14 protein-coding genes are annotated in these 21,427 nt (G+C 45.9%); 8 read left to right on the top strand and 6 right to left on the bottom strand.

Annotation, left to right across the window (positions count from 1 at the left end):
• The 4 genes from QUB30_RS34025 to QUB30_RS30725 all read right to left on the bottom strand — a co-directional run.
• The coding region (locus QUB30_RS34025; RefSeq protein ID WP_445300567.1) for a helix-turn-helix domain-containing protein at positions 1-201 on the bottom strand (201 nt) is incomplete at its 3' end.
• A gap of 364 nt (positions 202-565) precedes the next feature.
• Positions 566-1,684 carry a PepSY-associated TM helix domain-containing protein gene (locus QUB30_RS30715; RefSeq protein WP_333341682.1) on the bottom strand — a complete coding sequence of 373 codons (1,119 nt, stop codon included), beginning with the start codon at positions 1,682-1,684 and terminating at the stop codon, positions 566-568.
• An 11-nt stretch (positions 1,685-1,695) separates the two neighbouring features.
• Positions 1,696-2,388, bottom strand: coding sequence for a hypothetical protein (locus QUB30_RS30720; protein WP_333341684.1), 693 nt, complete (start codon positions 2,386-2,388; stop codon positions 1,696-1,698).
• A 62-nt stretch (positions 2,389-2,450) separates the two neighbouring features.
• Positions 2,451-5,300, bottom strand: a complete 2,850-nt coding sequence (locus QUB30_RS30725) for a TonB-dependent siderophore receptor (protein WP_333341686.1) — start codon at positions 5,298-5,300, stop codon at positions 2,451-2,453.
• 595 nt (positions 5,301-5,895) lie between these two features.
• Here QUB30_RS30725 and glgP point away from each other — a divergent pair.
• Positions 5,896-8,454 carry an alpha-glucan family phosphorylase gene (gene glgP / locus QUB30_RS30730; RefSeq protein WP_333341688.1) on the top strand — a complete coding sequence of 853 codons (2,559 nt, stop codon included), beginning with the start codon at positions 5,896-5,898 and terminating at the stop codon, positions 8,452-8,454.
• Positions 8,455-8,539: 85 nt separating this feature from the next.
• On the opposite strand, the gene QUB30_RS30735 is transcribed toward glgP, so the two are convergent.
• On the bottom strand, positions 8,540-9,319 hold the full coding sequence (locus tag QUB30_RS30735) for a DUF429 domain-containing protein (protein WP_333341690.1): 780 nt from the start codon (positions 9,317-9,319) through the stop codon (positions 8,540-8,542).
• 289 nt (positions 9,320-9,608) lie between these two features.
• Positions 9,609-12,611: a PAS domain S-box protein gene (locus QUB30_RS30740; RefSeq protein ID WP_333341692.1), complete on the bottom strand. Its 3,003-nt coding sequence runs from the start codon at positions 12,609-12,611 to the stop codon at positions 9,609-9,611.
• 344 nt (positions 12,612-12,955) lie between these two features.
• On the opposite strand from QUB30_RS30740, the gene QUB30_RS30745 reads away from it, so the two are divergent.
• The 7 genes from QUB30_RS30745 (at position 12,956) to QUB30_RS30775 (ending at position 21,143) form a co-directional block, all read left to right on the top strand.
• A complete protein-coding gene (locus tag QUB30_RS30745) occupies positions 12,956-13,534 on the top strand; it encodes a hypothetical protein (protein WP_333341695.1) in 579 nt (192 codons plus the stop codon).
• A gap of 355 nt (positions 13,535-13,889) precedes the next feature.
• On the top strand, positions 13,890-14,930 hold the full coding sequence (locus QUB30_RS30750) for a M20/M25/M40 family metallo-hydrolase (protein WP_333341696.1): 1,041 nt from the start codon (positions 13,890-13,892) through the stop codon (positions 14,928-14,930).
• Positions 14,931-15,114: 184 nt separating this feature from the next.
• Entirely contained in the window at positions 15,115-16,974 is a 1,860-nt protein-coding gene (locus QUB30_RS30755) for an ABC-ATPase domain-containing protein (RefSeq protein ID WP_333341698.1), read from the top strand.
• 77 nt (positions 16,975-17,051) lie between these two features.
• A complete protein-coding gene (locus QUB30_RS30760) occupies positions 17,052-19,412 on the top strand; it encodes an FHA domain-containing protein (protein ID WP_333341699.1) in 2,361 nt (786 codons plus the stop codon).
• Between the two features lie 59 nt (positions 19,413-19,471).
• Entirely contained in the window at positions 19,472-19,954 is a 483-nt protein-coding gene (locus QUB30_RS30765) for an SRPBCC family protein (protein WP_333341700.1), read from the top strand.
• Between the two features lie 5 nt (positions 19,955-19,959).
• Positions 19,960-20,409 (top strand): EVE domain-containing protein, encoded by a 450-nt coding sequence (locus QUB30_RS30770; protein ID WP_333341702.1) that lies wholly within the window; start codon positions 19,960-19,962, stop codon positions 20,407-20,409.
• A gap of 146 nt (positions 20,410-20,555) precedes the next feature.
• Positions 20,556-21,143, top strand: coding sequence for an REP-associated tyrosine transposase (locus QUB30_RS30775; RefSeq protein ID WP_333341703.1), 588 nt, complete (start codon positions 20,556-20,558; stop codon positions 21,141-21,143).
• The last annotated feature ends 284 nt before the right edge of the window (positions 21,144-21,427 follow it).

A 21,427-nucleotide genomic window follows, 5' to 3' on the forward strand; every position in this document is an offset into this window, starting at 1 on the left:
AATTATTCTTTTAATAGTTTCCGTACTGATATTAATATCCCATTCTTGTTTAATATTTTGCACTACTTGCTTTAATTGTCTTGGCTCCAATTTTACCCAGTCTCTAATTTGAGCTGATTGTGCGGAATCAAAAGTTTTTTTTCTGCCTCTACCTGGTTTATTGTATAATCCGAGCATTCCCTCACATTCCCATCGATTCAATCAGTTATACATAGTCTTATAACTAACTTGAAAAATTTTCCTCAAGTTTTTATTTTTGACACGTGAAACTAAGATTAAAAAGTGTGCTTGCTAGGCGCACTTGATGATGTCTGCTTTCGCGATAAATTCGGTTTAGAAATTTCAAGGAAAGTGGATTAATGTCTCGAAGTAAAAAAATATAAAACCTCTTTAAATACCACTTAATATTTTTATTATATTAGTTATGTAATTAATTTTGTTTAACTACTTAGCAAACTTTTAGTAAATTCTCTGTTGAGGAAAGTGAAAATTGCGTAAACTAGCCACCGCCAAGCTGAGTACATCTGTGGCGCGGGCTTTCAATACTTTATTGACTGAAATTATCCTAAGAAAGCCGATTTGACTGAGTTTCCTCAGCCCGCCATTGGGATGCTGATTCCCCTCTTGCCATCAGCCACCGTCTCCGTTTCCAAATCACTAAACCGGTGATTAATAAAACGGCGGGTATTAAACCGATGAAAACATAGAGAATGCGAGTGAAAATCCCGCCAAATGTGCCGTAGTGCAAATTAACAATTACCAACAGCACCTTAAATACGGGATTCGGTTCCAGCACTTTCTCTGCTTTCAACACCTTGCCCGTAAAGCGATCGATCTCCACTGCACTAAAGTCAAAATGTCCCGTTTTTTGTTCGGAAAAACGTTTCTGAATAACTAGCTTATTGGCTTGGTCTTCAGGAAATTGGATGTAGGAAATCTTTCCACCGGGAAGGGCAGCATCGGCTTTTTGAATTAATTGACTCAGTGCAATTGGTGTTTGAGTTTGAGATGGAAGGGGTTTGGCTTCGGGCTGACCCGCTCCACCTAATAAAAACTGCGCTGCAATAATCACTGAGCCAGTAAAAGCAAGGATGCTGAGTAGAATTGTTGTGAGGATACCGCCGACGTTATGCAAGTCGTAATTCAATAGCGGTGCAGGTGCTCTCCAGCGAATTTTGAATCCGATTTTTAAGTTTCGCCAACCCGACCAAAGTAACGTTCCTGTGATAGTGGTCAGCAATAGCAATACAGCCACAAAACCCATTGCCATGTGACCGGGCTTTTTTAGAAAGAGGGTGTAGTGTAAAGTGTGCATAAAACCGATAAACGATCCCTCCCACACTCTCGAACCCAATACCTTGGCTGTATAAGGATTCACATAGACTTCTAAGTGATTTTCGTCGGGTAAATGTCCGCCAAAGTTATAGGTATCTTCGGGTGTTTTGGGAAACCGAATCAACGGCGATCGCAGATTTGGATAGGCTTGCTGGACAGAATCAAAAATCCGGTCGATCGACGCTTTTTTGGGTTGGGGAGTGACCTGCATCAAAGTTTGATTCAATGCTCGATCGGCTTCTTCACGAAAGACGATCGCGCTACCAGTCAAACCACTAATGACAAAGATTAATCCCAGAAATATGCCAATGATGCTGTGAATGTTGAGAACGAAATTCCGAATTTTCATCGCTTTTAACCTCACTCTCCTTTGCCACATTTTGTTTTGCCACCACCGCAATAAGTCGCAAACCAAGGACTGAATTTAGCGGCATCTTCTTTATCGTTGGTCATATTCACAAGCGTTGCAAAGCTAGATGGCTTACTGCCATAGCGAAAGTGCATATGTATTGGTTCACCGTTTGATGCACCGTGCGGCGGGATGAAACTGAGATACTGGAAGCGATTACAGCCTGGATCTTGCTTTTCTTGTTTCGCTAACTCAAATAAATCCCAAGCTACCTTGTACTCTTTGTAATACTTGGAATCGGCAGTTGCACCCATGTATACGTATTGACAGTTGCGCGCGATCGGTTTTTTACCCGCTGCATCTTCGTAGAAGCTGAATTTCTCCATTTTCTCGATATCAATGCGTTTGGGATTGCGCGGATCTTTGACAGAGTTCTGGTGTTCTGCGTTGAGATTAAACACGCCATCAAATCCTAAATAAGGGACTTTGTAGGCATTGAGGGAGAGAACCTGAGTCGCTACAGGCGACGGGGGCGCGATATTTTGGGGCGCTTGCGGGGCTGTCTTTTCAGAGGTACTAGAAGCGTTTGTCGGAGCTGCCCCATCGGCTGGTTTATTCGCTTCTGGTATATCTGATGCGGCTTGACAAGCGATCGCCACTACCGCAGTTAAAGCTAGAATTGTTTTGAGTTGAAATCGTTTCATGGATATCTCCTTGTAGAAAATTTAGAGTGCGATCGAGTCGCTGCTAACTCGCAAAATCACTTTCAAAACAGTAGGGAAAATGAACCAATTACTGTTAATGGTTCACCGGGCTGATTGCTAGACGAGCGGCTATTTCGGACAGATTCAATGTAGTCGATATTGAACAAGTTTTTGATGTTGATAGCAGCTCGCCAATTATCCCGCTGATAAAAAACAGCGGCATTGGGAACGAAATAACTACTTGCTTGAAAGCTGTTAGCTAAATCCCCTTGTCTTTCGCCAACAAAGTTGAACCCAACCCCAAAACCTAAACCCTGCAAATCGCCGCTTTGAATTTCATAAGTTGTCCACAGACTAGCGCTGTGTTCGGGAACATTAAACAATCTGTTGCCAACCAGAGATCGGTCTGTATCTCCTGTAACTTCCGCGTCAGTGTAGGCGTAAGCGGCGATCACATTCCAACCGGGCAAAATTTGTCCGGCTACGTCTAATTCAACACCTCGACTCCGCTGTTCCCCAGAGGCAATTGAGAATAAAGGATTATTCGGATCGGCTACAGCAACGTTTTGTTTTGTAATGTCAAAATATGCCAAAGTAGCGAGCAGCCTTCTGTCGAGCAACTCAGCTTTGACACCGACTTCGTACCCTTTTCCGGTTTCGGGTTCGATGAGACCGCCGCCGGATGTTGTTGCTGAACCCGGATTGAAAGATCGCGAATAGCTGGCATAAAGAGAAAGTTCTGGGATAGGTTGATAAACAATCCCTACACGGGGGGTAAAATCATCGTAATTTTGAGTTGTTTCGCTCGCATCTGGGTTGGAAGTACCCGGAATTACTCGGTTTTTTTGCTCTGCGGTATCATAGCGAAGCCCTGCTAGCAGCTTTAAATTCTCGAAGATTGAAATTTGATCTTGCACGTAGAATCCATATCGGCTTGTCTCTACATCATTCCCACCAAAGCCAGCTAGTGTACCCTCGTCTGGTTTGGGAACTTGACCGTAAACCGGATTGAAAATATCGAGGGGAATTGCTGTTTCAAAATCCCCTACTGAGAAAATTCTTTCATCGTTGTAGCTGATGTCTGCACCGAAAATGAGAGTGTGCTCGACTGAACCTGTAGCAAATTCGCCAACGAAGTTTGTTTGGAGGGCGTAGTTTTTATTTTGCCCGTCTTGAGAAGCCCAGAAGCGAGTAACGGTGCCAGTTTCATCATCAAAGTCAAATGGAAGAGCGAGTACGTTGTAATCGTAGTTGTAGGATGAATAGCGAAACGCATTCCGCAACTTCCAGTTCTCGCTGAAACGGTGCTCGAAATTGTAGCCAACATTGAAGTATTGGGTTCCTATCATATCATCAGGTTCGCCGCTAATACGATCGCGCGGAACGTCAACAATCCGATTGCCACTAACAGGAAATCCATCATCAGGATCTAGCTTATCATCGATGTATTCCAGGGAAACTGTCAAGTCGGTGCGATCGCCAATTCTCCAGGTAAGTGTTGGCCCAATAAACAAGCGCTCGTCGTTTTGTTCGTAGCCTCGAAAATTCTCAGTTGTTTGGTACAATCCGTTCAGGCGGTAAAGCAGGTTGCCATCTGAGGTTAAGGGGCCGGAAATGTCAAAGCGGGGGCTGAAAAAATTCCTGCTTCCGAGTTGCAGTTCAGCTTCGTAGAAAGGTTCTGACAGCGGTTGTTTGGATACTAAGTTAATTAAACCCCCCGGTTGAATTTCGCCATACAATATTGAAGCCGGCCCTTTAAGAACTTCAACGCGATCGAGGTTGGCGACTTCTGGAATAGTTTCAAAAGAACCGTACTGCCTAAACCCATCTCGCAAGATAGGAGCATTGTTAAAACCTCGAAGGCCGAAAGTGCTGCCTCGGCCTGTAGAGCTTCCGCCGTATGTGACACCGCTAACGTTGCGCAATGCTTCTTCGATTCGCACGACTTGTTGATCTTCAATCACGTCTTGGGGGATAATTTGAATTGACTGAGGAATATCGCGAATTGGCGTGTCGGTGCGGGTGGCGGAGGAAGCATTGGGGATGACATAGGGAGTTTGCTGTCTGGCTGTGACTGTGATATTAATATCTTCTTGGGGACTGGGTGTCACGCCTAAAACTAATCCCCGAGCGCTCTTTACTACCTCTGATGTCGGTGCTGCTTTTATGCCAGTTACACTCACTTGAATCCGATTGCCTTCCAACTGAGTTACTGTTACGGATGCAATTCCTCGCTCTGGACTAGAAGCTTTAAATTCCCCACCTGAAGGTAAAGCTAATTGGGCATTTTCAATATCTGAGATCGCGCTTTTTCCCTCTATTCTGGTCGTAGCTTGCAGCACTTGCCCGGATGGTGTTTCTAGAATTACTTCTAAACCGTTTGCTGTTGCGTTGAGCCGGACACCTGTTACTTGTACGGCTGATTGAGAGATTTGCACGGTATCGTCCAAACCTGTAAAACTCCGTACCGACGGACGCAATAGCCCCTGGGCACTGGTGCTGGGTTGTTCTATTTCGTCAACTTTAGGAATGGATGTCGTCGGTATTGATAGCCCAGCGACTACTGGTGGAGGATTGGGGATAGAGCTAGAGCGATCGTCATTGTCAGAAATATTTTGCGTCAACAGGGGATTGGGTTGGCGAGATTCGTCCTCCGCAGTTTGCTTTGTTTCAAGCTTTTCACTTTTAATCGACGACTTCTTAAGGGAAAGTTCTGGCCGTGCCCCAAGAGCGCGATCGGGCAACGGTTGAGGCAATTCCTCTGACTCGCCCGGACGCTCGAAAGGCGTCGGTGTCTGGGAGATCGATCGCGAGGCTTCAGTTAAGTCCTCTTTAGCAGCGTCAGCCGCCACAGGCGGCGCGGTACCAATACTCAGCAGTGCAACGCACGCCAACGGTAAATACAGTTTCATCGGAACACCACACACCGGTAATATTTTTGGGCTGCTACGCAATTAGTAAGGGTCGCGGTCAACAAGCCAGCCGTTTATTGCGAATTATTTGCAGTAATTTAGTCAAAAAAAAATAACTCTGCTGCCAATGTCAAGTAAATCTGCAACTTTTTTTTTGATACAGCCTATTCCAGGTTTATGAAGTGTACTAGGGACACGGCGGGGCCCCGTGTCCCTACGAGGATCGAACGATAGGCGGGTCTACTTCATAAACGTGGAATCTGCTGTAAGTAGCGAGGACTTGAGCTATAAGCTTTGGACTTAAGTCTTGGAGCGGCTTTTCGGCTTAAGTTGACATTTCGTCGTCGGCTCAATCTAATCAAGAATTAATCTTAATAAGCTCTTGCGACAGAAGCGAGAAAAACTTTTTGAGGAGGAACATCGCTCGGGCGATCGATCCCCGCTGGACCTGACTCGCCGGGAAGTCCCCACCTAATATTCCTATAGGTGGGGACTTCCCGGCGGTTTTGTTAAAACTTAAAATAGTGTGCAGAATAACCGACTTGCGGCTAAAGACAGAGGAAAATATCGCTACCCTCATATAAATGCTTTGTCTATGCAGCCAATTCGCACATTTAACGTTTCGCCCTCGCTACCGGCAATTCTCGAACCCCTACGCAAACTTGCCTACAACTTGCACTGGGACTGGAACGTCGATACCAAAGACCTTTTCCGCCGCCTCGATCGAGACCTGTGGGACTCCAGCAACCAAAACCCGGTGCTGATGCTCGGAACCATATCTCAAGAGCGACTGCAAGAAATGGCAGAAGACGAAGGCTTCATTGCCCAAATGAACCGAGCAGCCCAGCAGTTAGACGATTATCTCAAAAATCGCGCCTGGTACCGCAAACAGCGCGGCACCGAGCAGCAAGAATGCTACGCTTACTTTTCGATGGAATTCGGCTTAGTTAAAGCCCTACCGATCTATTCGGGCGGTTTGGGCGTGCTCGCAGGCGACCACCTCAAATCAGCTAGTGATTTGGGCTTGCCCTTAGTCGGTGTCGGCCTGCTCTACCAAGAAGGTTATTTTTCGCAGTATCTCAACGCCGACGGCTGGCAGCAAGAACGCTATCCGCTCAATGATTTCTACAATATGCCGCTGCACCCAGAACGCAATCCCGACGGTTCGGAATTGCGGATTGAGGTGGACTATCCCGGCCGCAAGGTGTATGCCCGGATTTGGCGAGTACAAGTGGGAACGGTTCCTTTGTACCTGATGGATACAAATATTGAACCTAACAGCCGCTACGACCAAGATATTACCGACCAACTGTATGGCGGTGATAAAACTCTGCGGATGCACCAAGAAATCATGTTGGGCATCGGCGGCGTGAAAATGCTCAAGGCATTGGGGCTGACAGTTACGGCTTATCACATGAATGAAGGCCACGCGGCTTTCATGGCTTTGGAACGCATTCGGATGCTGATGGAGGAATATCACCTGAGTTTCGTAGAAGCGGAACAGGTGGTGGTTTCGAGCAGTATGTTTACGACTCACACGCCGGTACCTGCTGGATTTGACTTGTTCGAGCCGGATATGGTGATGCACTATCTGAGTCACTATCCCAAGATATTTGGCTTGTCGCAAGATGAGTTTTTAGGATTGGGCCGGGAGAATACTGGCGATTTGTCCGCACCTCTGAATATGGCAATTTTGGCAATTAAAATGTCGAGTTTTGTCAACGGGGTGGCGGCTTTGCACGGCGTGGTGTCGCGCCCGATGTTTCAAGGTTTGTGGCCGGGTTTGCCGCAGGAAGAAGTACCGATTACTTCGATTACCAACGGGGTACACGCTCGCAGTTGTGTGGCGAAGTCTACTCAGGAGTTGTACGATCGATACCTCGGCCCGGAGTGGGAAATGACTCGCAAGGACGATCGGCTCTGGGACAGGCTTTCGTCGATTCCTGATGAGGAACTGTGGCGCAATCACGAACGCTGTCGATCGGAGTTGGTGGTGTTCGCACGGGAGTGGCTGCAAAAGACTTTGCGCGAGCGGGGTGCGGCCCAAACGGAAATCGAACACGCGCGGGAGGCTCTCGATCCGAAGGTGCTGACGATCGGGTTTGCCCGCCGCTTTGCTACTTACAAGCGGGCTACGCTGTTTTTGCGCGATGTCGATCGAATTATGCGGATCATGCGGGACAAAAACCGCCCCGTGCAGTTTGTGATTGCTGGGAAGGCTCACCCGATGGATATTCCGGGTAAGGAATTGATTCGGGATATCGTTCACTTTATCCGCGAGCACGAAACGATGAGCTCGATGGTGTTTTTGCCGAACTACGACATTAACGTCGCTCGGATGATGGTGTCTGGCTGCGATGTGTGGCTGAATACGCCGCGCCGCCCCCGGGAAGCTTCCGGGACTTCGGGGATGAAAGCTTCGATGAATGGTTTGCCGAATCTGAGCATCCTCGACGGCTGGTGGGATGAAGCTGATTATGTTCGTACCGGTTGGCCGATCGGACATGGGGAGTTTTACGAAGATACTAAGTATCAGGATGAGGTCGAGGCGAATGCTTTGTACGACTTGATGGAAAAAGAAGTTGTACCGCTGTTTTACAACCGGGATGCTGATGGCATTCCCCGCGGTTGGACGGAGAAAATGAAGGATTCTATTCGCTTGAACTGTCCTTTCTTCAATACTGCTCGGATGGTGAAGGATTACGCGCGGCGGGCTTATTTCCCGGTGAGCGATCGCTTCCACACCATGACTTCGGATAATTGCGCTCCCGCCAAGGAGTTGTCTCATTGGAAGAAGCACGTTCTCGCGAAGTGGAAGGATATTAAGATTGAGGCTGTTGATATTTCCCAGGATAAGGAAGTTAAGGTCCATCAGTCGATCGCTGTTAAATCTCGCATTAATCTGATGGGATTAACGCCTGCGGACGTGCAAGTTGAACTTTATCAAGGTTCGGTTGATGCTAACGGAAATATCATCGGTGGCGTGCCGGTGGTAATGGAGTATTTGGGAGAAGATTCTCACAATGCTAGCCTTTATACGGCTGACATTACTTATACTTCTAGCGGCTTGCAAGGTTTATCGTTGCGGGTTTTGCCGAAGCACGACAATCTCAGCAGTCCTTATGAAGCTGGCGTGATTCTCTGGGCACATTAGTCAGTTGGCTGTTGACTGTTGGCTGTTGACTGTTGGCTGTTGACTGTCATGCCCAATGCCCGATTCTGCGATGCTTCCTTTCTCCTTATCGAGGTTGGGGAATGACTATGTAGCCGTTTGTGCGATCGCCCAATACCAAATTCCTCTCTATGCCCCAGTACCACCAGTGAGCACCTATATAAGCGCACAGCAAGGCATCTAGCTGGTCTTCTAAGGCTTTGAGGGTGGCAATACTGGTGGGGATTTCGGGGAGTTTTGAACCGCTCACAGGCATCTTGCCTGTGCCACAGCTCACAGGCAAGATGCCTGTGCCACAAGACAGATTTAGAGAGGGTTCAAGGCTCGGTAAAATATCTATAATATACTGGCAGAGTTTCATCAATTCTAGTTGACGTTCTGCCAGTTTTCCTTTTTTGTATTTGATTATTCGCTCTAATTTGAATAGATTTATTGTAGCGGGATGGGGATAGACTTCTATTTGATATCTGCCTAGTTTTTGAGCTTCCATTATTGGTGCGTGGACAAATCCTCTGGCTTCTAAACAAAGGCCGAATTCTACGGTTTGTTGGGCGAAGGGGCGGGAAAGGTTGGCGGGATAGCAGCCTGCGTGGTAGCGCGCGAAGTGTTTGTGCGTGAGTTTGTCGGCCTCGCGCATTCCTGTTAGATTGGCGATGATTGTGGGCGCGTCTACGGCGATGATGGCTGGTTCGGTTGGGGAGACTTGGGTGTCGAGCCAGGTGAGAATGTCGTTAGGGGATTGTTTGCGATCGCACTCTATTAATTGTAATTGATTGTTTTCCCAATTTAAGCAGCACAAGCCGCTTGCTCCTGAGCTCCAACCTAAGTCTATGCCGATAAATTTCATTGCTAACCTGGCTCAAATTTTATTTGGTTTATCATCAGAGGACGGGGACTATTTTGGTATTTGTTTTTGGAGTTCTCTGACAGCTTGTTCTAAAATGAATCCTGACAAGCCGGTGATTCAACGGCGTTGCTCATTTGCCCACTTTTGAAGTATGTCATAGATTCCTTCTGCTATAGAGGTTGATATGCGTTTAGCCATGAGAGGTTAAGAAGTTAATTGTTGTTTATTTAAGCGGATCTTCATGGTCGAGTATTTTAGACAATTTTGGCGAAAGTGCAGCACAATGCTGCTATTGTGCTGCACTATGTATGCGCGCGACGCTCGGGGAAAGCTGACAATCGTGCTGGGGGGAAAATAACGAGCTCGCTGGGAGTTTTTTTCTCCCCTGATAGAGGGGGTAGCTAACCCCGATTTGGTATAAATTAAATTGCTGGAACTGCCTAGCCGGAAAGTTGACGGCTACCCGCAAATCTGGTTGCCAAGCATCCTGCCAAGCTTTATTCTGAGTGCAGGCAGTTTCTAGTACCCCTTGGCTAATAGGTACAATTAGTCCGTTCTCTTCGGCGATGGGCATAAATGTAGCGGGAGCAACTAAACCTAATTCTGGAGAATGCGAGCGCAGCAGGGCTTCCATACCCGGGCTTTTACAAGTAGTTATGTTGACTTTTGGCTGGTATAAAAACTCAAATTTTCCTTGTTCTATATCCTCGTGCTGCCTGTTTTCTACTGTCAGCAACTGGGTGTTTTGGGGATTAATTATTGAAGTATATAACTGATAGTTATTTCTGCCCATTTCTTTAGCACGGTACAAGGCGGCATCGGCATTTTTGACTAAAGCATCGGCATCTTCGCCGTCGTTTGGATAAATGGCAATGCCGATGCTGCTGCTAACATGAAACGGCTGTCCTTCTAGTTTAAATGCTGGCTTTAAATTGTCGAGTATTCTTTGAGCTGTTTTAACTGCATCTTCTAAGCAATTGATCTCGGGAAGCAGTACGGTGAATTCGTCGCCTCCCCAGCGGGCCACCGTATCAGTCGATCGCAAAGTGTCGGTGATGCGTCCGGCAAAACCTTCTAACAGGCGATCGCCCGCAGCGTGACCTAGTGTATCATTAATCTTTTTGAATCTGTCCAAGTCTAAAAACATCACCGCTAGCATTTTTTTTGTTTTTTTAGCTTGTTTTAATGACACCAGCAGCCGCTCGTTAAAGAGAATCCGGTTCGGTAAACCCGTGAGTTGGTCGTAAACAGCTTGATAGCGAATAATTTCTTCAGCTTGCTTGCGCTGAGTAATGTCCATCATTGTGCCGAGCGCCCTCACTGCTTTGCCGCTTGCATTGCGGATGATGTGTCCGCGATCTAGTACAAAAACATATCCCCCGTCTGCATGGCGAAAGCTGTATTCCTCCGACCAACATTGAGCGTGTGAATTCATTGTTTCGTTGAAGCTTGACTTGACTCTTTCCCGTTCTTCTGGATGAATATTTAGCCACCATGATTCTAATTCTATCGTCTGAGTTTCGTTGAGTTTGTATCCAAAAAGTTTTTCAAACTCTTGGCTCAACCAATACTCATTTTTTAATAGGTCAAAATCCCATACCGCATCATTTGTCGCCCGCGTCAGCAGGTGAAAGCGTTCTTCGCTTTTGCGGAGTTTTTCTTCGGATTGCAGGCGTTCAGTTACATCTCGAAAGCTGAATACTCGACCAGTAATTTTGCCTCCCGTGCGCTGGGGTATCGAGTAGCGTTCCAAAATTCTGCCATCTTTAAACTCGATGAGATCGACACTTTCTGCTGCGGGGCAATCGGACAATTCTTTAGCGCGGTTGAGAAATATTTCCGGGTATTTTAACTGGTTGATTCCGAACCCCAAAAATTGGTTGTTATCTCTCGAATCGAGCAGGAAATCCGGCAACTGCCACATTTCGGCAAACTTGCGGTTAAAGCTGAGAACTTTTCCTCCGCCGTCAACCGCGAGAATGCCGTCAGCAGTAGATTCAATGGTTGCTTGAAGCAACGAAAGAGATGTTTCTAATTCTAACTCTGCTAATTTGCGATCGCTGATATCAAACGCTGTGACTAATATTGACCGTTTTCTCTCAAATTTTATAAGATGTACAGTTGCTTCTATCCAGCGTGTTTCTCCGGTTTTCGTGAGAATTCTCACTTCATATCTTGAGCCTGCACTTGAGCGCGGCTGGCTGGATTTACCCCATTTTTTAACTGTTTCTCGAAAATCTGGATGAATTAAATCGTATAAATCCAACCCTAGCAATTCTTCGCGAGTATATCCAGTCACAGCTTCTGTGTAAGAATTGACATAGCGCAACTGTCTGCGGTGATATATTAATGCAGCAGCATGAACAGTTTCTATCAGTTGCCGAATTTTTTTTTCACTGCGCCGCAAATTTCTTTCAGCCCGCTTGCTATAAGTAATATCTTGTGATATGTACAACTTGCCACTGACCTCGCCTTTGCTGTCGCGAATAGTTAAAATAGAAAGCTGTACAATTATTTTTTTTCCCTGTTGGGAAAGGTAGATTTTTTCGACGTTGCGGACAGAACTTTCGGCTGTTAAATTTGCTAATTCTAACCCAGCTTCAGGTGATTCAGTTGTCTTAAAAAGTTCCGCTACTGGTTTGCCTAACAACTCTTTTTGAGAGTATCCTAAAAGTTTACACGTAGCTTGGTTTAACGACAGGATATGACCGCCCGGGGTGGTGGCAATTATCGAGACGTTCATTTCGTCGCAAATATCGAGGGCATATTCGGCAGTTTGCTGCAAATCTTGGGTCATGTTGGCAATAGTATTCCAGATATCCTCTTCTGTTGGATGCAACACTGTTTCGGCTTCTGGTAGCTTGTCATTCCCTGTTTTAGACTTCGCTTTGATTAACGCGATCGCCTGGGATAAAATATTTACTGTATTCGTTCCGATCGATAAGGAGATTACTACAGAAATAAAAGCCAGATAAGAACAGATTATTTTTAACCTAAAAGTACGCTCTTGTCCGGGAATTTCCTCAGATTGTATAAAATTTTCGCTCGGTAAATTTACTGACTCTAGGTGGAATAATTTATCCAAAAATAAGTTGCCGCTTGCAGGCGCAGGAGGGCGAGATGCCGATCGCAAATAGCTAAGTTTCTGAGGCGCTACCAAAATTGCTTCTACAGCACGATTGCCGTTTCCCTCCCCTACAGTTGCCGCCACTTTTTTGGCATTGATGCAGCCTTCCCCACTAAAAATAGCAGCAGTTAAATATCCCAACATTAATCTATAGATGATTTTCATTAGCTCCGCTGCGTAATTTTAAATAGATTCTTGATTGCGTAAAAAATGTCAAATAAATAAACATATTTTCAGGAGTGATTTTAAAAACTATCGCACCTTAATTTATGTTGATTTGGTAAATTAAATGCCCACCCATTCAGATTTTATATTCGCCAGTAATTATAATTTTAATCTTAATTTAAACTGTGGCATCAGCCATTGTGCCACAAATTATGCGCCATTATGCCTAGACACCGGGTGGGAGCGCGCTAAAATTAGATAATTCCCGCAAGAAGGCGACCGGGATTTGTTAGAAAAATAAACAATTAGCTTAAAATCGATGCAGAGGTCCACTAATTGAACCCATGAGTCAGACCATCCCAGAACTCCAAAAAGAAGTCCGCGCGCTGGAAGCAGAAGTTGCCACCCTGCAAGAGGCGCGGGAAAAACTTGGCTTACAGCGCTCAGAGTGCCGAGTGGCAGTCAGTTTTCCCAAGAATAATACTCCTGAAGCCATTGCCGAGTTCCACCAGCAAACTGCTGCTTTTGGGGAGCAGTGGTTGCAGCAAATCCAGGAAATTGACCGAGAGACTAAAAATATTGAAAAGCAACTGCAGCCAAAACAGGCTTTACTCAATTACAAACAAGGTGAACTAGACAAATTGCTGGCCGGACAGCACTGGCAAGAAGTAGAAAACCACGTTCAAACCGGGGAAAAACGCTTGCAAGCACAAGCTCGCAGAATCAATCAAGCAGCAGCGCAGCTAGAGGCAGAGATCCAAGCTTTAAAAGCACTGTACGATCAACTCAATCCCAGTTATTCCGAGTGGTTTCAACAACCAACTCAAATAGTAGAATTTTCGGCAAGAACTATTCCTTACGCTTTTCCCAGCAGTAGTGGCTTGATCTTGGAGAACAAGGAGATTGAGTGGGAAAAAAAGTAGTTTTGAGTTGTGAATGTTAAAGGTAAATTAGTAAGGTGAATGTCGCCGTCGAATACTAGAATAAGCCAGACACATTTGACGGCGATCTTCAAAGATATTTACCTGTTTCTTAGGTAAAAAAAATACACAAAGCTGCCTCTGCCGAAGCTAATATGAAGAGTTTTGAGTTTCATTTTTGGAAACAGGTTTATTTTGAACTCGGGTATCAAGATAAAATCTAAAATCTAACAGTCCTGCACAGATAAACCTGGTTGTACGAAAAGACTTCGCTGCAACCCTCCCTCCTGCTAAAAAAAACCGTTGATGAGAGTGAGGAGTGCGTAAGCCCTGTCTAAAATCTCAAATAGACTTACTGATGAAACAATTGATTTGGATAGCGCTATTTATTCTGGTTGCGGTGGCGGCTGTGGGTTGGCGTTCTGACTCGTGGCAGCGGTTGTCGGGTGTACCCGCAGTTTCGATCGATCGCAATATCCACACTTCCCAAAACCCTTCTCCCTTACCGCTTCCTGCGGAAAAAGATGCTTTTTCTTTGCCCCAAATTGACCAGTCCCGGTTGTGGAAACACGTCGAAACTTTAGCAGGAGAACGTGACGGAGAACGATCTCGCTCTTTTACTAGAGACTACATTTCCCAACAACTGCAAACATTAGGATTTTCCCCAGATTTGCAGCGGTTCGATCGAGGAATCAACGTCTTCGCTGAGAAAAAAGGTACTGACTCAAACGCCGGTGCAATTTTAGTGGCAGCCCACTACGATACTGTACCAAACTCCCCAGGTGCTGACGACAATGCGACGGGAGTTGCTGTAGTTTTAGAAGTAGCAAGATTGCTGGGTTCTAGTGCCACACCTCGGACACTGCAAGTAGCTTTTTTCGACAGGGAAGAAATCGGACTTTTAGGCAGTTTAGCATTCACCGGTAGCGAGGCGCGGTTAAAAAATTTGCAGGGAGCGATCGTCCTGGATATGGTAGGTTATGCCTGTCGCACGCCCGGATGCCAGCGATATCCCGAAGGATTGACAGCACAACCTTTTTTAGAAGCATCGGGGGTAACTTCTCCCGACAAAGGCGAGTTTATCGCTGTGATTGGGGATGCGGAACATCCGCTGCTGTTGAAAAGTTTTGCGGAGTCTGGAAAAGCCGGTTTGCCGCCGGTGGTGGCGCTGCCGGTTCCCCTGAAAGGGTTGCTGACTCCCGATGTTTTGCGGAGCGACCACGCGCCTTTCTGGTATAAGGGAATTGGTGCTGTGTTGGTGACGGATACTGCCAATTTGCGATCGCCCCACTATCACCAATCTAGCGATACATTAGCAACTATCGATCGACCTTTTTTCGCCGGTTCTGCTCAAATTGTTGTTAATGCCGTGGCTAAATTATTGGAATTAGGTAATTAGTAATTGGTAATTGGTAATTGGTAATCTACTCGTTACCAGGCTCTGCCTGGTAACGCATATCCGGAGGCTCTGCCTCCAATTTCCCCACGCCAAGCAAGCGAGGCAGAGCCTCTAGAAATCGGTTCCTAGGCAGAGCCTAGGAACTAGGTAAATAACTAATAAGTAATAACAAATGGACTAACAAATGACTAACAAAGAAAGCCTGGAACGGCATTTACGGCAACTAGACAATCGAGGCTACAAAGCCTACAAAGACATTAAAGGTAACTACGACTTTTCTGAATTCACATTAATTATTGATTACGTGCAGGGAGATCCGTTTGCTTCTTCCAGTAAATTTAGAGTCATAGTTCCCCCCAACATTGCTCAAATTCCCCGCGAACTTTTCAACTCTCGCAGTCGAGAAATAGCCCTGCGAGATTACCTAACTCGCCAGTTTGACAAAGCAGCAAATAGCATCAGCAGCAAACGCGGTACTGGGAAAAGCGGTGTGATTGCAGTGACTGGCTTCGGACAAGAAGTTTTAGAGCGAACTTCCGCATTTATCATTTCCTCAAATACATCCGATATCGAAGATTTAGGAGGAGTTGAACTGCGATTTGCCGTCGGACTTCCAGCGAGTGGACGCAGTATTTTAGGGCGACAAGCTGCTGAAATGCTGTGCGAAGATATCCCGGAAATTGTCAGCAAATCTCTGAAGTATGCTAACTTAAATGCTGCTGAATGTCGCCGTCATGTTGAAACCGTAGAAGATGCTGACTGGCTGCGGGAACAGTTAGCTGAAAAAGGATTAGTTGCGTTTGTGGCTGACGGTTCTATTTTGCCCCGCCGCACGGGTGTTGACGATCGCCCTTTGTTAAATAATGCTGTGCCTTTTCTCTCCCCGCCGTCGTTAAAAGTTGAGTTTAATTGTCCGAATCGCGGTTTGATTTCCGGTATGGGTATTCCCGCTGGGATTACTTTGATTGTTGGGGGCGGCTATCACGGCAAATCAACTTTACTCAGGGCGATTGAGTTGGGAGTTTACAACCGAATTCCGGGAGATGGTCGGGAATTTGTGGTGACTAATCCGGCGGCGGTTAAAATTAGGGCGGAAGATGGCAGAAGTGTGGCGGGAGTTGATATTTCGCCTTTTATTAACCACTTGCCGCAAGGTAGAGATACTGCACAATTTTATACTGAGAATGCGAGCGGTAGCACGTCGCAAGCTGCTAACATTATTGAGGCTTTGGAAGTGGGGAGAAGGAAGTTCGGCAACGAGCACTGTACGGGATTTAACGGATGTCAGTCCGATGGAAGTCGGAAGAAGGAAGAAGGAAGAGGGAATGAGGAACAGGAGAGAAGGAAAAAGGAAGAGGATTTAGTGCCTGTTTTATTGGTGGATGAGGATACGGCGGCGACGAATTTTATGATTCGCGATCGCCGAATGCAGGAACTCATCGCTAAGGATAAGGAACCGATTACGCCGTTTATTGATAAAGTTAAACAGTTGTACGCAGATTGCGGCGTATCGACTATTTTAGTCATGGGGGGAAGTGGGGATTATTTTGATGTCGCAGGTACGGTGATTGCACTGGATAATTTTCAAGCATATAATGTGACGGAAAAAGCTAAAGAAATTGCTAAAAAATACTCGATTAGCCGCGCTGCTGAAGGGGGAGAAAATTTTGGTGAGATTACTCAAAGAGTGCCGATTCCTGCTAGTTTAGATCCGAGTCGGGGACGGCGAGATGTGCGGGTGAAGGTGCGGGATGTTGATGAATTGGCTTTCGGAACTGAGGAGATTGATTTGGGTGCTGTTGAGCAAATTGTGGACAGCGGACAGTTAAGGGCGATCGCTGCGGCAATGGTTTATGCTAAGCAGCAATACATGGACGGGAAACGCACTTTGTCGGAAATCATAGATTTGGTGATGGCAGATATTGAGGCGCAGGGGATGGATATTTTATCCTCTTTTCCTGAAGGAGATTTTGCCATGTTTCGACGGTTTGAATTGGCGGCGGCAATTAATCGGCTTCGCAGTTTGTCGGTTGTTGCTAAGTAGACTTGCTTAATATAAGTGTATTGTTGTCCTACTTTTGATATGCTGACAAAAGTGAGTGCAAAAACCGCGATTGAAGTATGACAGGCAATATAGGACAACTGACTGCTTTAAGCGATCGACCTTATATAGTATTAAGCAATCAAGGGGAAATTTTACAGTTAGAGTTAAAACAGCAGCAGCACGTATTGGGGCGCGATCGCACTCGTGCTGATTTAGTCATTCCCGAACCCTGGCGCGCAGTTTCCGGCGTTCACGCTGTTTTGCGCCAAATTGGGGATAATTACTGGATTTACGACGGTGACGGGCAGCGGCCGAGCACTAATGGCTTATTTGTCGATCGCACTCGCATCACTCCCAATGACGGTTATTGTCTGAAAAACGGCACAGAAATTAAAATCGGTCTCGATCCTCAAAATCAAGTTTTGCTGAGTTATTTTAATCCGCTGGCGAACCAAGTTGCTGTCCCTAGCAAGCAGTCAATTCTTCTTAAGAATCGGTCGGTTTTGTTGGGTCGCGATCCAAACGCTTCGCTGCAATTAGACGCGCCGCTGGTTTCTAGACGCCACGCCACAATCGACCAAGACAGTCGCGGCAATTATATTTTGCGAGACCACAGCGTTAACGGGGTTTTTGTTAACGGTCAGCGAGTGACAAATTCTGTACAGTTGTCTGAGGGAGATGCAATTCGGATCGGCCCGTTTACTCTAATTTACCGCAGCGGTGAGTTGCAGATGCAGGACTCCGGCCACCAAATTCGTGTGGATGCTGACAGTCTGGTGATTCCGAAGCGTTTGGATAACATCACTTTGGCGATCGAACCCGGGCAGTTTGTGGCTTTAGTCGGCGGTAGCGGCGCTGGCAAATCTACTTTAATGCGGACGCTTTTAGGCATCGAAAAAACTACTAACGGCGCTGTGTTTCTCAACGGTGACAACCTGCGCCAAAATTTCAATATTTACCGCAATCAAATCGGTTACGTGCCTCAAGACGATATTGTGCACGCAGATTTGACAGTAGAAGAAGTCTTGAGTTATGCAGCTAAATTGCGCTTACCTCCCGACACTGATATCAAGCAGGTAGTCGCAAAAACTTTAGAAGATATTGAAATGACTCACCGCCGCAAGGCTTTGGTAAAACAGCTTAGCGGCGGACAGCGGAAGCGGGTCAGCATCGGGGTTGAACTGTTAGCAGACCCGAAACTTTTCTTTTTAGACGAACCGACTTCAGGACTCGATCCGGGTTTGGATAAGAAGATGATGCAACTGCTGCGAAAGTTGGCAAATCAAGGCCGGACGGTGATTCTGGTGACTCACGCGACGGCAAATATCACGATGTGCGATCGTATCGTTTTTATGGGTCGCGGCGGACGCCTCTGTTACTTCGGCCCGCCTAGGGAAGCGCTCGATTTTTTCGATGTCAAAACGGGCGATTTTGCAGACATTTACAACGAATTAGAAACAGGAGAAACCAACGTTCAAAGCTGGGCCGAAAAGTTTAATAAATCTCCCTACTATCAGCGCTATATTGTCAACCACTTCAGCACAGGAAACGCTAATGCAAAAACACCTTCAGCACCTTCTGTACCCCAATCTCAATCTTTTGTCAAACAACTCGTTCTGCTCGCCCAGCGCTATTTTCAGCTTATTTCCCGTGACTTAGTTAACTTGAGTTTAGCTCTTTTAACAGCGCCGATCGGCATTAGTTTGCTGCGGCTAGCTGTCAGAGATAAAGACCCATTAATTGGCGCGCCGGAGGCAACTTTAGCACCTTTGGCGCTCAGAGTTTTGTTTGTATTTACCTGTGCGGCGATTTGGGTGGGACTGGCAACTTCTCTCCAAGAAATTGTTAAAGAATCTGCTATTTATTTGCGCGAACGTTTGGTCAACTTAGGATTGTTTGCTTATTTAGGTTCAAAACTTTTTATACTTTCCGGTTTGGCAGTATTGCAAACGCTGTTAATGGTAGGAGTTATTCTGATTGCTTTTAAATCCCCCGAACCGAGTTTTATTTCCTGGCCTGTGGGAGCAAGTATTACCACGTTCCTAACATTAATGAGCTGTGTCAGTCTCGGATTAGTGGTTTCCGCGATTGTTAAAAATGGCTCTCAAGCTAACAGCGCTTTGCCTCTATTATTGCTGCCTCAGATTATTTTTTCTGGAGTTTTGTTTAAGATGGAAGGTGCGGCGAGCAAGTTTTCTTGGCTGATGTTAAGCCGCTGGTCTGTGGGTGCTTACGGCTCTTTAGTTAATGTGAATGCGATGGTTCCCGCACCTACTAGATTACCGGACGGGAGTACGCTTCCTCAGCCGTTTGAGCCTACTCCTGTTTACGATCCAACCTGGGAGAATTTGAGTTTAAATTGGGGTATTTTGTGCGTGCATATTTTCGTTTATTTGATGTTGACTCTGTGGTTGCAGAAGCGGAAGGATATTCTATAATTAAACTTACGCAGTTTTAACTCACTGTTCATTATCAAATCAGATGGGTGGAGAAATAAATGTTAGTTAAAACCAACGCATTAGTAGAAATCGCTGCCTCGCCTGAAGTAGTTTTTGATTTTGTTACTTCCCTGTCAAATCTGCCCAGAGTCTTTCGCGGATATGGCCCAATTCCAGCAATTATTAAAGCTGAGATGGCAGATGGTGGAGAGATGCGTGAAGGCGGCGTGCGGCGGATAGAAAATTCCGACACTTCGGTGATTGATGAAGAAATCATTACTTTCAAAAAGCCAGAAAGACAAACCTACCGACTCGTTAGAGGGTTTAAGTTTCCGATTTCTCTACTCATTGAGTCGGGTGGCGGAGATTGGATTTTCACTGCTACAGCAAAGGGAACTCGGATTGATTGGGAGTTTTATTTTATGCTGACTTCTCCGGTATTCTATCCGCTTGGGTTGTTGCTAGTTCAGGTTTTTATGCAAAAAGCTATGCAGCAGTGTTTAGATAATATTCAAGAATATTTGGCTAACCCAAGCGAATAGATTGTATGAATTATTGGCTAATGAAGTCGGAACCGGATGTTTATAGTATTGCGGATTTGAAGGGCGATCGCACTTCGATTTGGGATGGCGTTCGCAACTATCAAGCGCGCAATTTTATGCGAGAAATGAGTCGGGGAGATTTAGGTTTTTTTTACCACTCTAATACTCAAATACCGGGAATTGTGGGCTTAGTGCGTGTCGTGGAAACTGGGATTGCTGACCCAAGTCAGTTCGATATGAATAGCGAATATTACGATCGTAAATCGCAGTTTGATGCACCTCGCTGGCAAACTGTGAGAGTTGAGTTTGTTGAGGAATTTGCTAAATTAATATCTTTGGATGAACTGAAACAAAAGTTTAGCGCTGATGAGATTTTGCTGGTGAGGAAAGGCAATCGGTTATCGGTAATGCCTGTATCTGAAAGTGCGGCACAGAAGATTTTGAATATGAGATGAGTTGTGACCATTTAACTTGCATATTTGGGGCGGGCAAGATGCCCACCCCACAATGCTTAAAGACTTTACAAAAATCATCGGTAAGGGTATTGAAATTTTGCTTTCTTTAGGCTATTTTATACTAAGGTGCGGTTGTACTTAGTCATATGATTAGCGAAATTTTGAGTCAGGCAAGCAATCAGGATTTGGGCGGGGAAGATGCCCACCCCACAGGTCAATATCAGCTTTTTGTGGGACAGGCTTCTAGTCTGCCCCTTAAACTCAGAGATGCTCAATTAAAAGTTACTTACAGAAATTTACCTCACTGGGAGTTAGAAGGAGCGGTCTATTTCATCACTTTTAATACTTGGGAAAAGCGGGAATTAACTCCGGCTGCGAGGCAAGTTGTCCTCAATTCTTGCAAGTTTTTTGATAGGCAAAGGTATCAAATCTTTGGCTTAGTTGTAATGCCAGATCATGTGCATATGCTCATGCAGCCTTTAGAAAAGTCGGATAATAAATTCTGGTCGCTCAGCAGCATTCTGCACAGTATGAAAAGCTACAGTTCTAAACAAATTCCCAAGGTGATGAAGCATATTGGTACTGTCTGGCAGGATGAGCGACATGACCACATTGTCAGAGATGAACGAGAATTTCAGGTTTTTTGGGAATATATTAGGCAAAATCCTGTCAAAGCTGGTCTTTCAGTGACTCCAGAGGAATATCCTTTTTTTTGGCAAATATATGAAGTTTAGCTTTTTCTGAATTTCTTGTGGGGTGGGCTCTTCTAGCCCGCCCAAGCTTCAGTCACAGGCAAGATGCCTGTGCCACACAGGTTTCACAGGCAAGATGCCTGTGCCACACAGGTTTCACAGGCAAGATGCCTGTGCCACACAGGTTTCACAGGCAAGATGCCTGTGCCACACAGGTTTCACAGGCAAGATGCCTGTGCCACACAGGTTTCACAGGCAAGATGCCTGTGCCACACAGGTTTCACAGGCAAGATGCCTGTGCCACACAGGTTTCACAGGCAAGATGC

It is taken from the genome of Microcoleus sp. BROC3 (assembly GCF_036702515.1).
In the GTDB taxonomy this organism is placed as follows: Bacteria; Cyanobacteriota; Cyanobacteriia; order Cyanobacteriales; family Microcoleaceae; genus Microcoleus.

Bases quoted from the DNA above. Each gene is read 5' to 3' on its own strand.
- QUB30_RS30715 (WP_333341682.1), bottom strand. From the start codon at position 1,684: ATGAAAATTCGGAATTTCGTTCTCAACATTCACAGCATCATTGGCATA.
- QUB30_RS30720 (WP_333341684.1), bottom strand. From the start codon at position 2,388: ATGAAACGATTTCAACTCAAAACAATTCTAGCTTTAACTGCGGTAGTG.
- QUB30_RS30725 (WP_333341686.1), bottom strand. From the start codon at position 5,300: ATGAAACTGTATTTACCGTTGGCGTGCGTTGCACTGCTGAGTATTGGT.
- glgP (WP_333341688.1), top strand. From the start codon at position 5,896: ATGCAGCCAATTCGCACATTTAACGTTTCGCCCTCGCTACCGGCAATT.
- QUB30_RS30735 (WP_333341690.1), bottom strand. From the start codon at position 9,319: ATGAAATTTATCGGCATAGACTTAGGTTGGAGCTCAGGAGCAAGCGGC.
- QUB30_RS30740 (WP_333341692.1), bottom strand. From the start codon at position 12,611: ATGAAAATCATCTATAGATTAATGTTGGGATATTTAACTGCTGCTATT.
- QUB30_RS30745 (WP_333341695.1), top strand. From the start codon at position 12,956: ATGAGTCAGACCATCCCAGAACTCCAAAAAGAAGTCCGCGCGCTGGAA.
- QUB30_RS30750 (WP_333341696.1), top strand. From the start codon at position 13,890: ATGAAACAATTGATTTGGATAGCGCTATTTATTCTGGTTGCGGTGGCG.
- QUB30_RS30755 (WP_333341698.1), top strand. From the start codon at position 15,115: ATGACTAACAAAGAAAGCCTGGAACGGCATTTACGGCAACTAGACAAT.
- QUB30_RS30760 (WP_333341699.1), top strand. From the start codon at position 17,052: ATGACAGGCAATATAGGACAACTGACTGCTTTAAGCGATCGACCTTAT.
- QUB30_RS30765 (WP_333341700.1), top strand. From the start codon at position 19,472: ATGTTAGTTAAAACCAACGCATTAGTAGAAATCGCTGCCTCGCCTGAA.
- QUB30_RS30770 (WP_333341702.1), top strand. From the start codon at position 19,960: ATGAATTATTGGCTAATGAAGTCGGAACCGGATGTTTATAGTATTGCG.
- QUB30_RS30775 (WP_333341703.1), top strand. From the start codon at position 20,556: ATGATTAGCGAAATTTTGAGTCAGGCAAGCAATCAGGATTTGGGCGGG.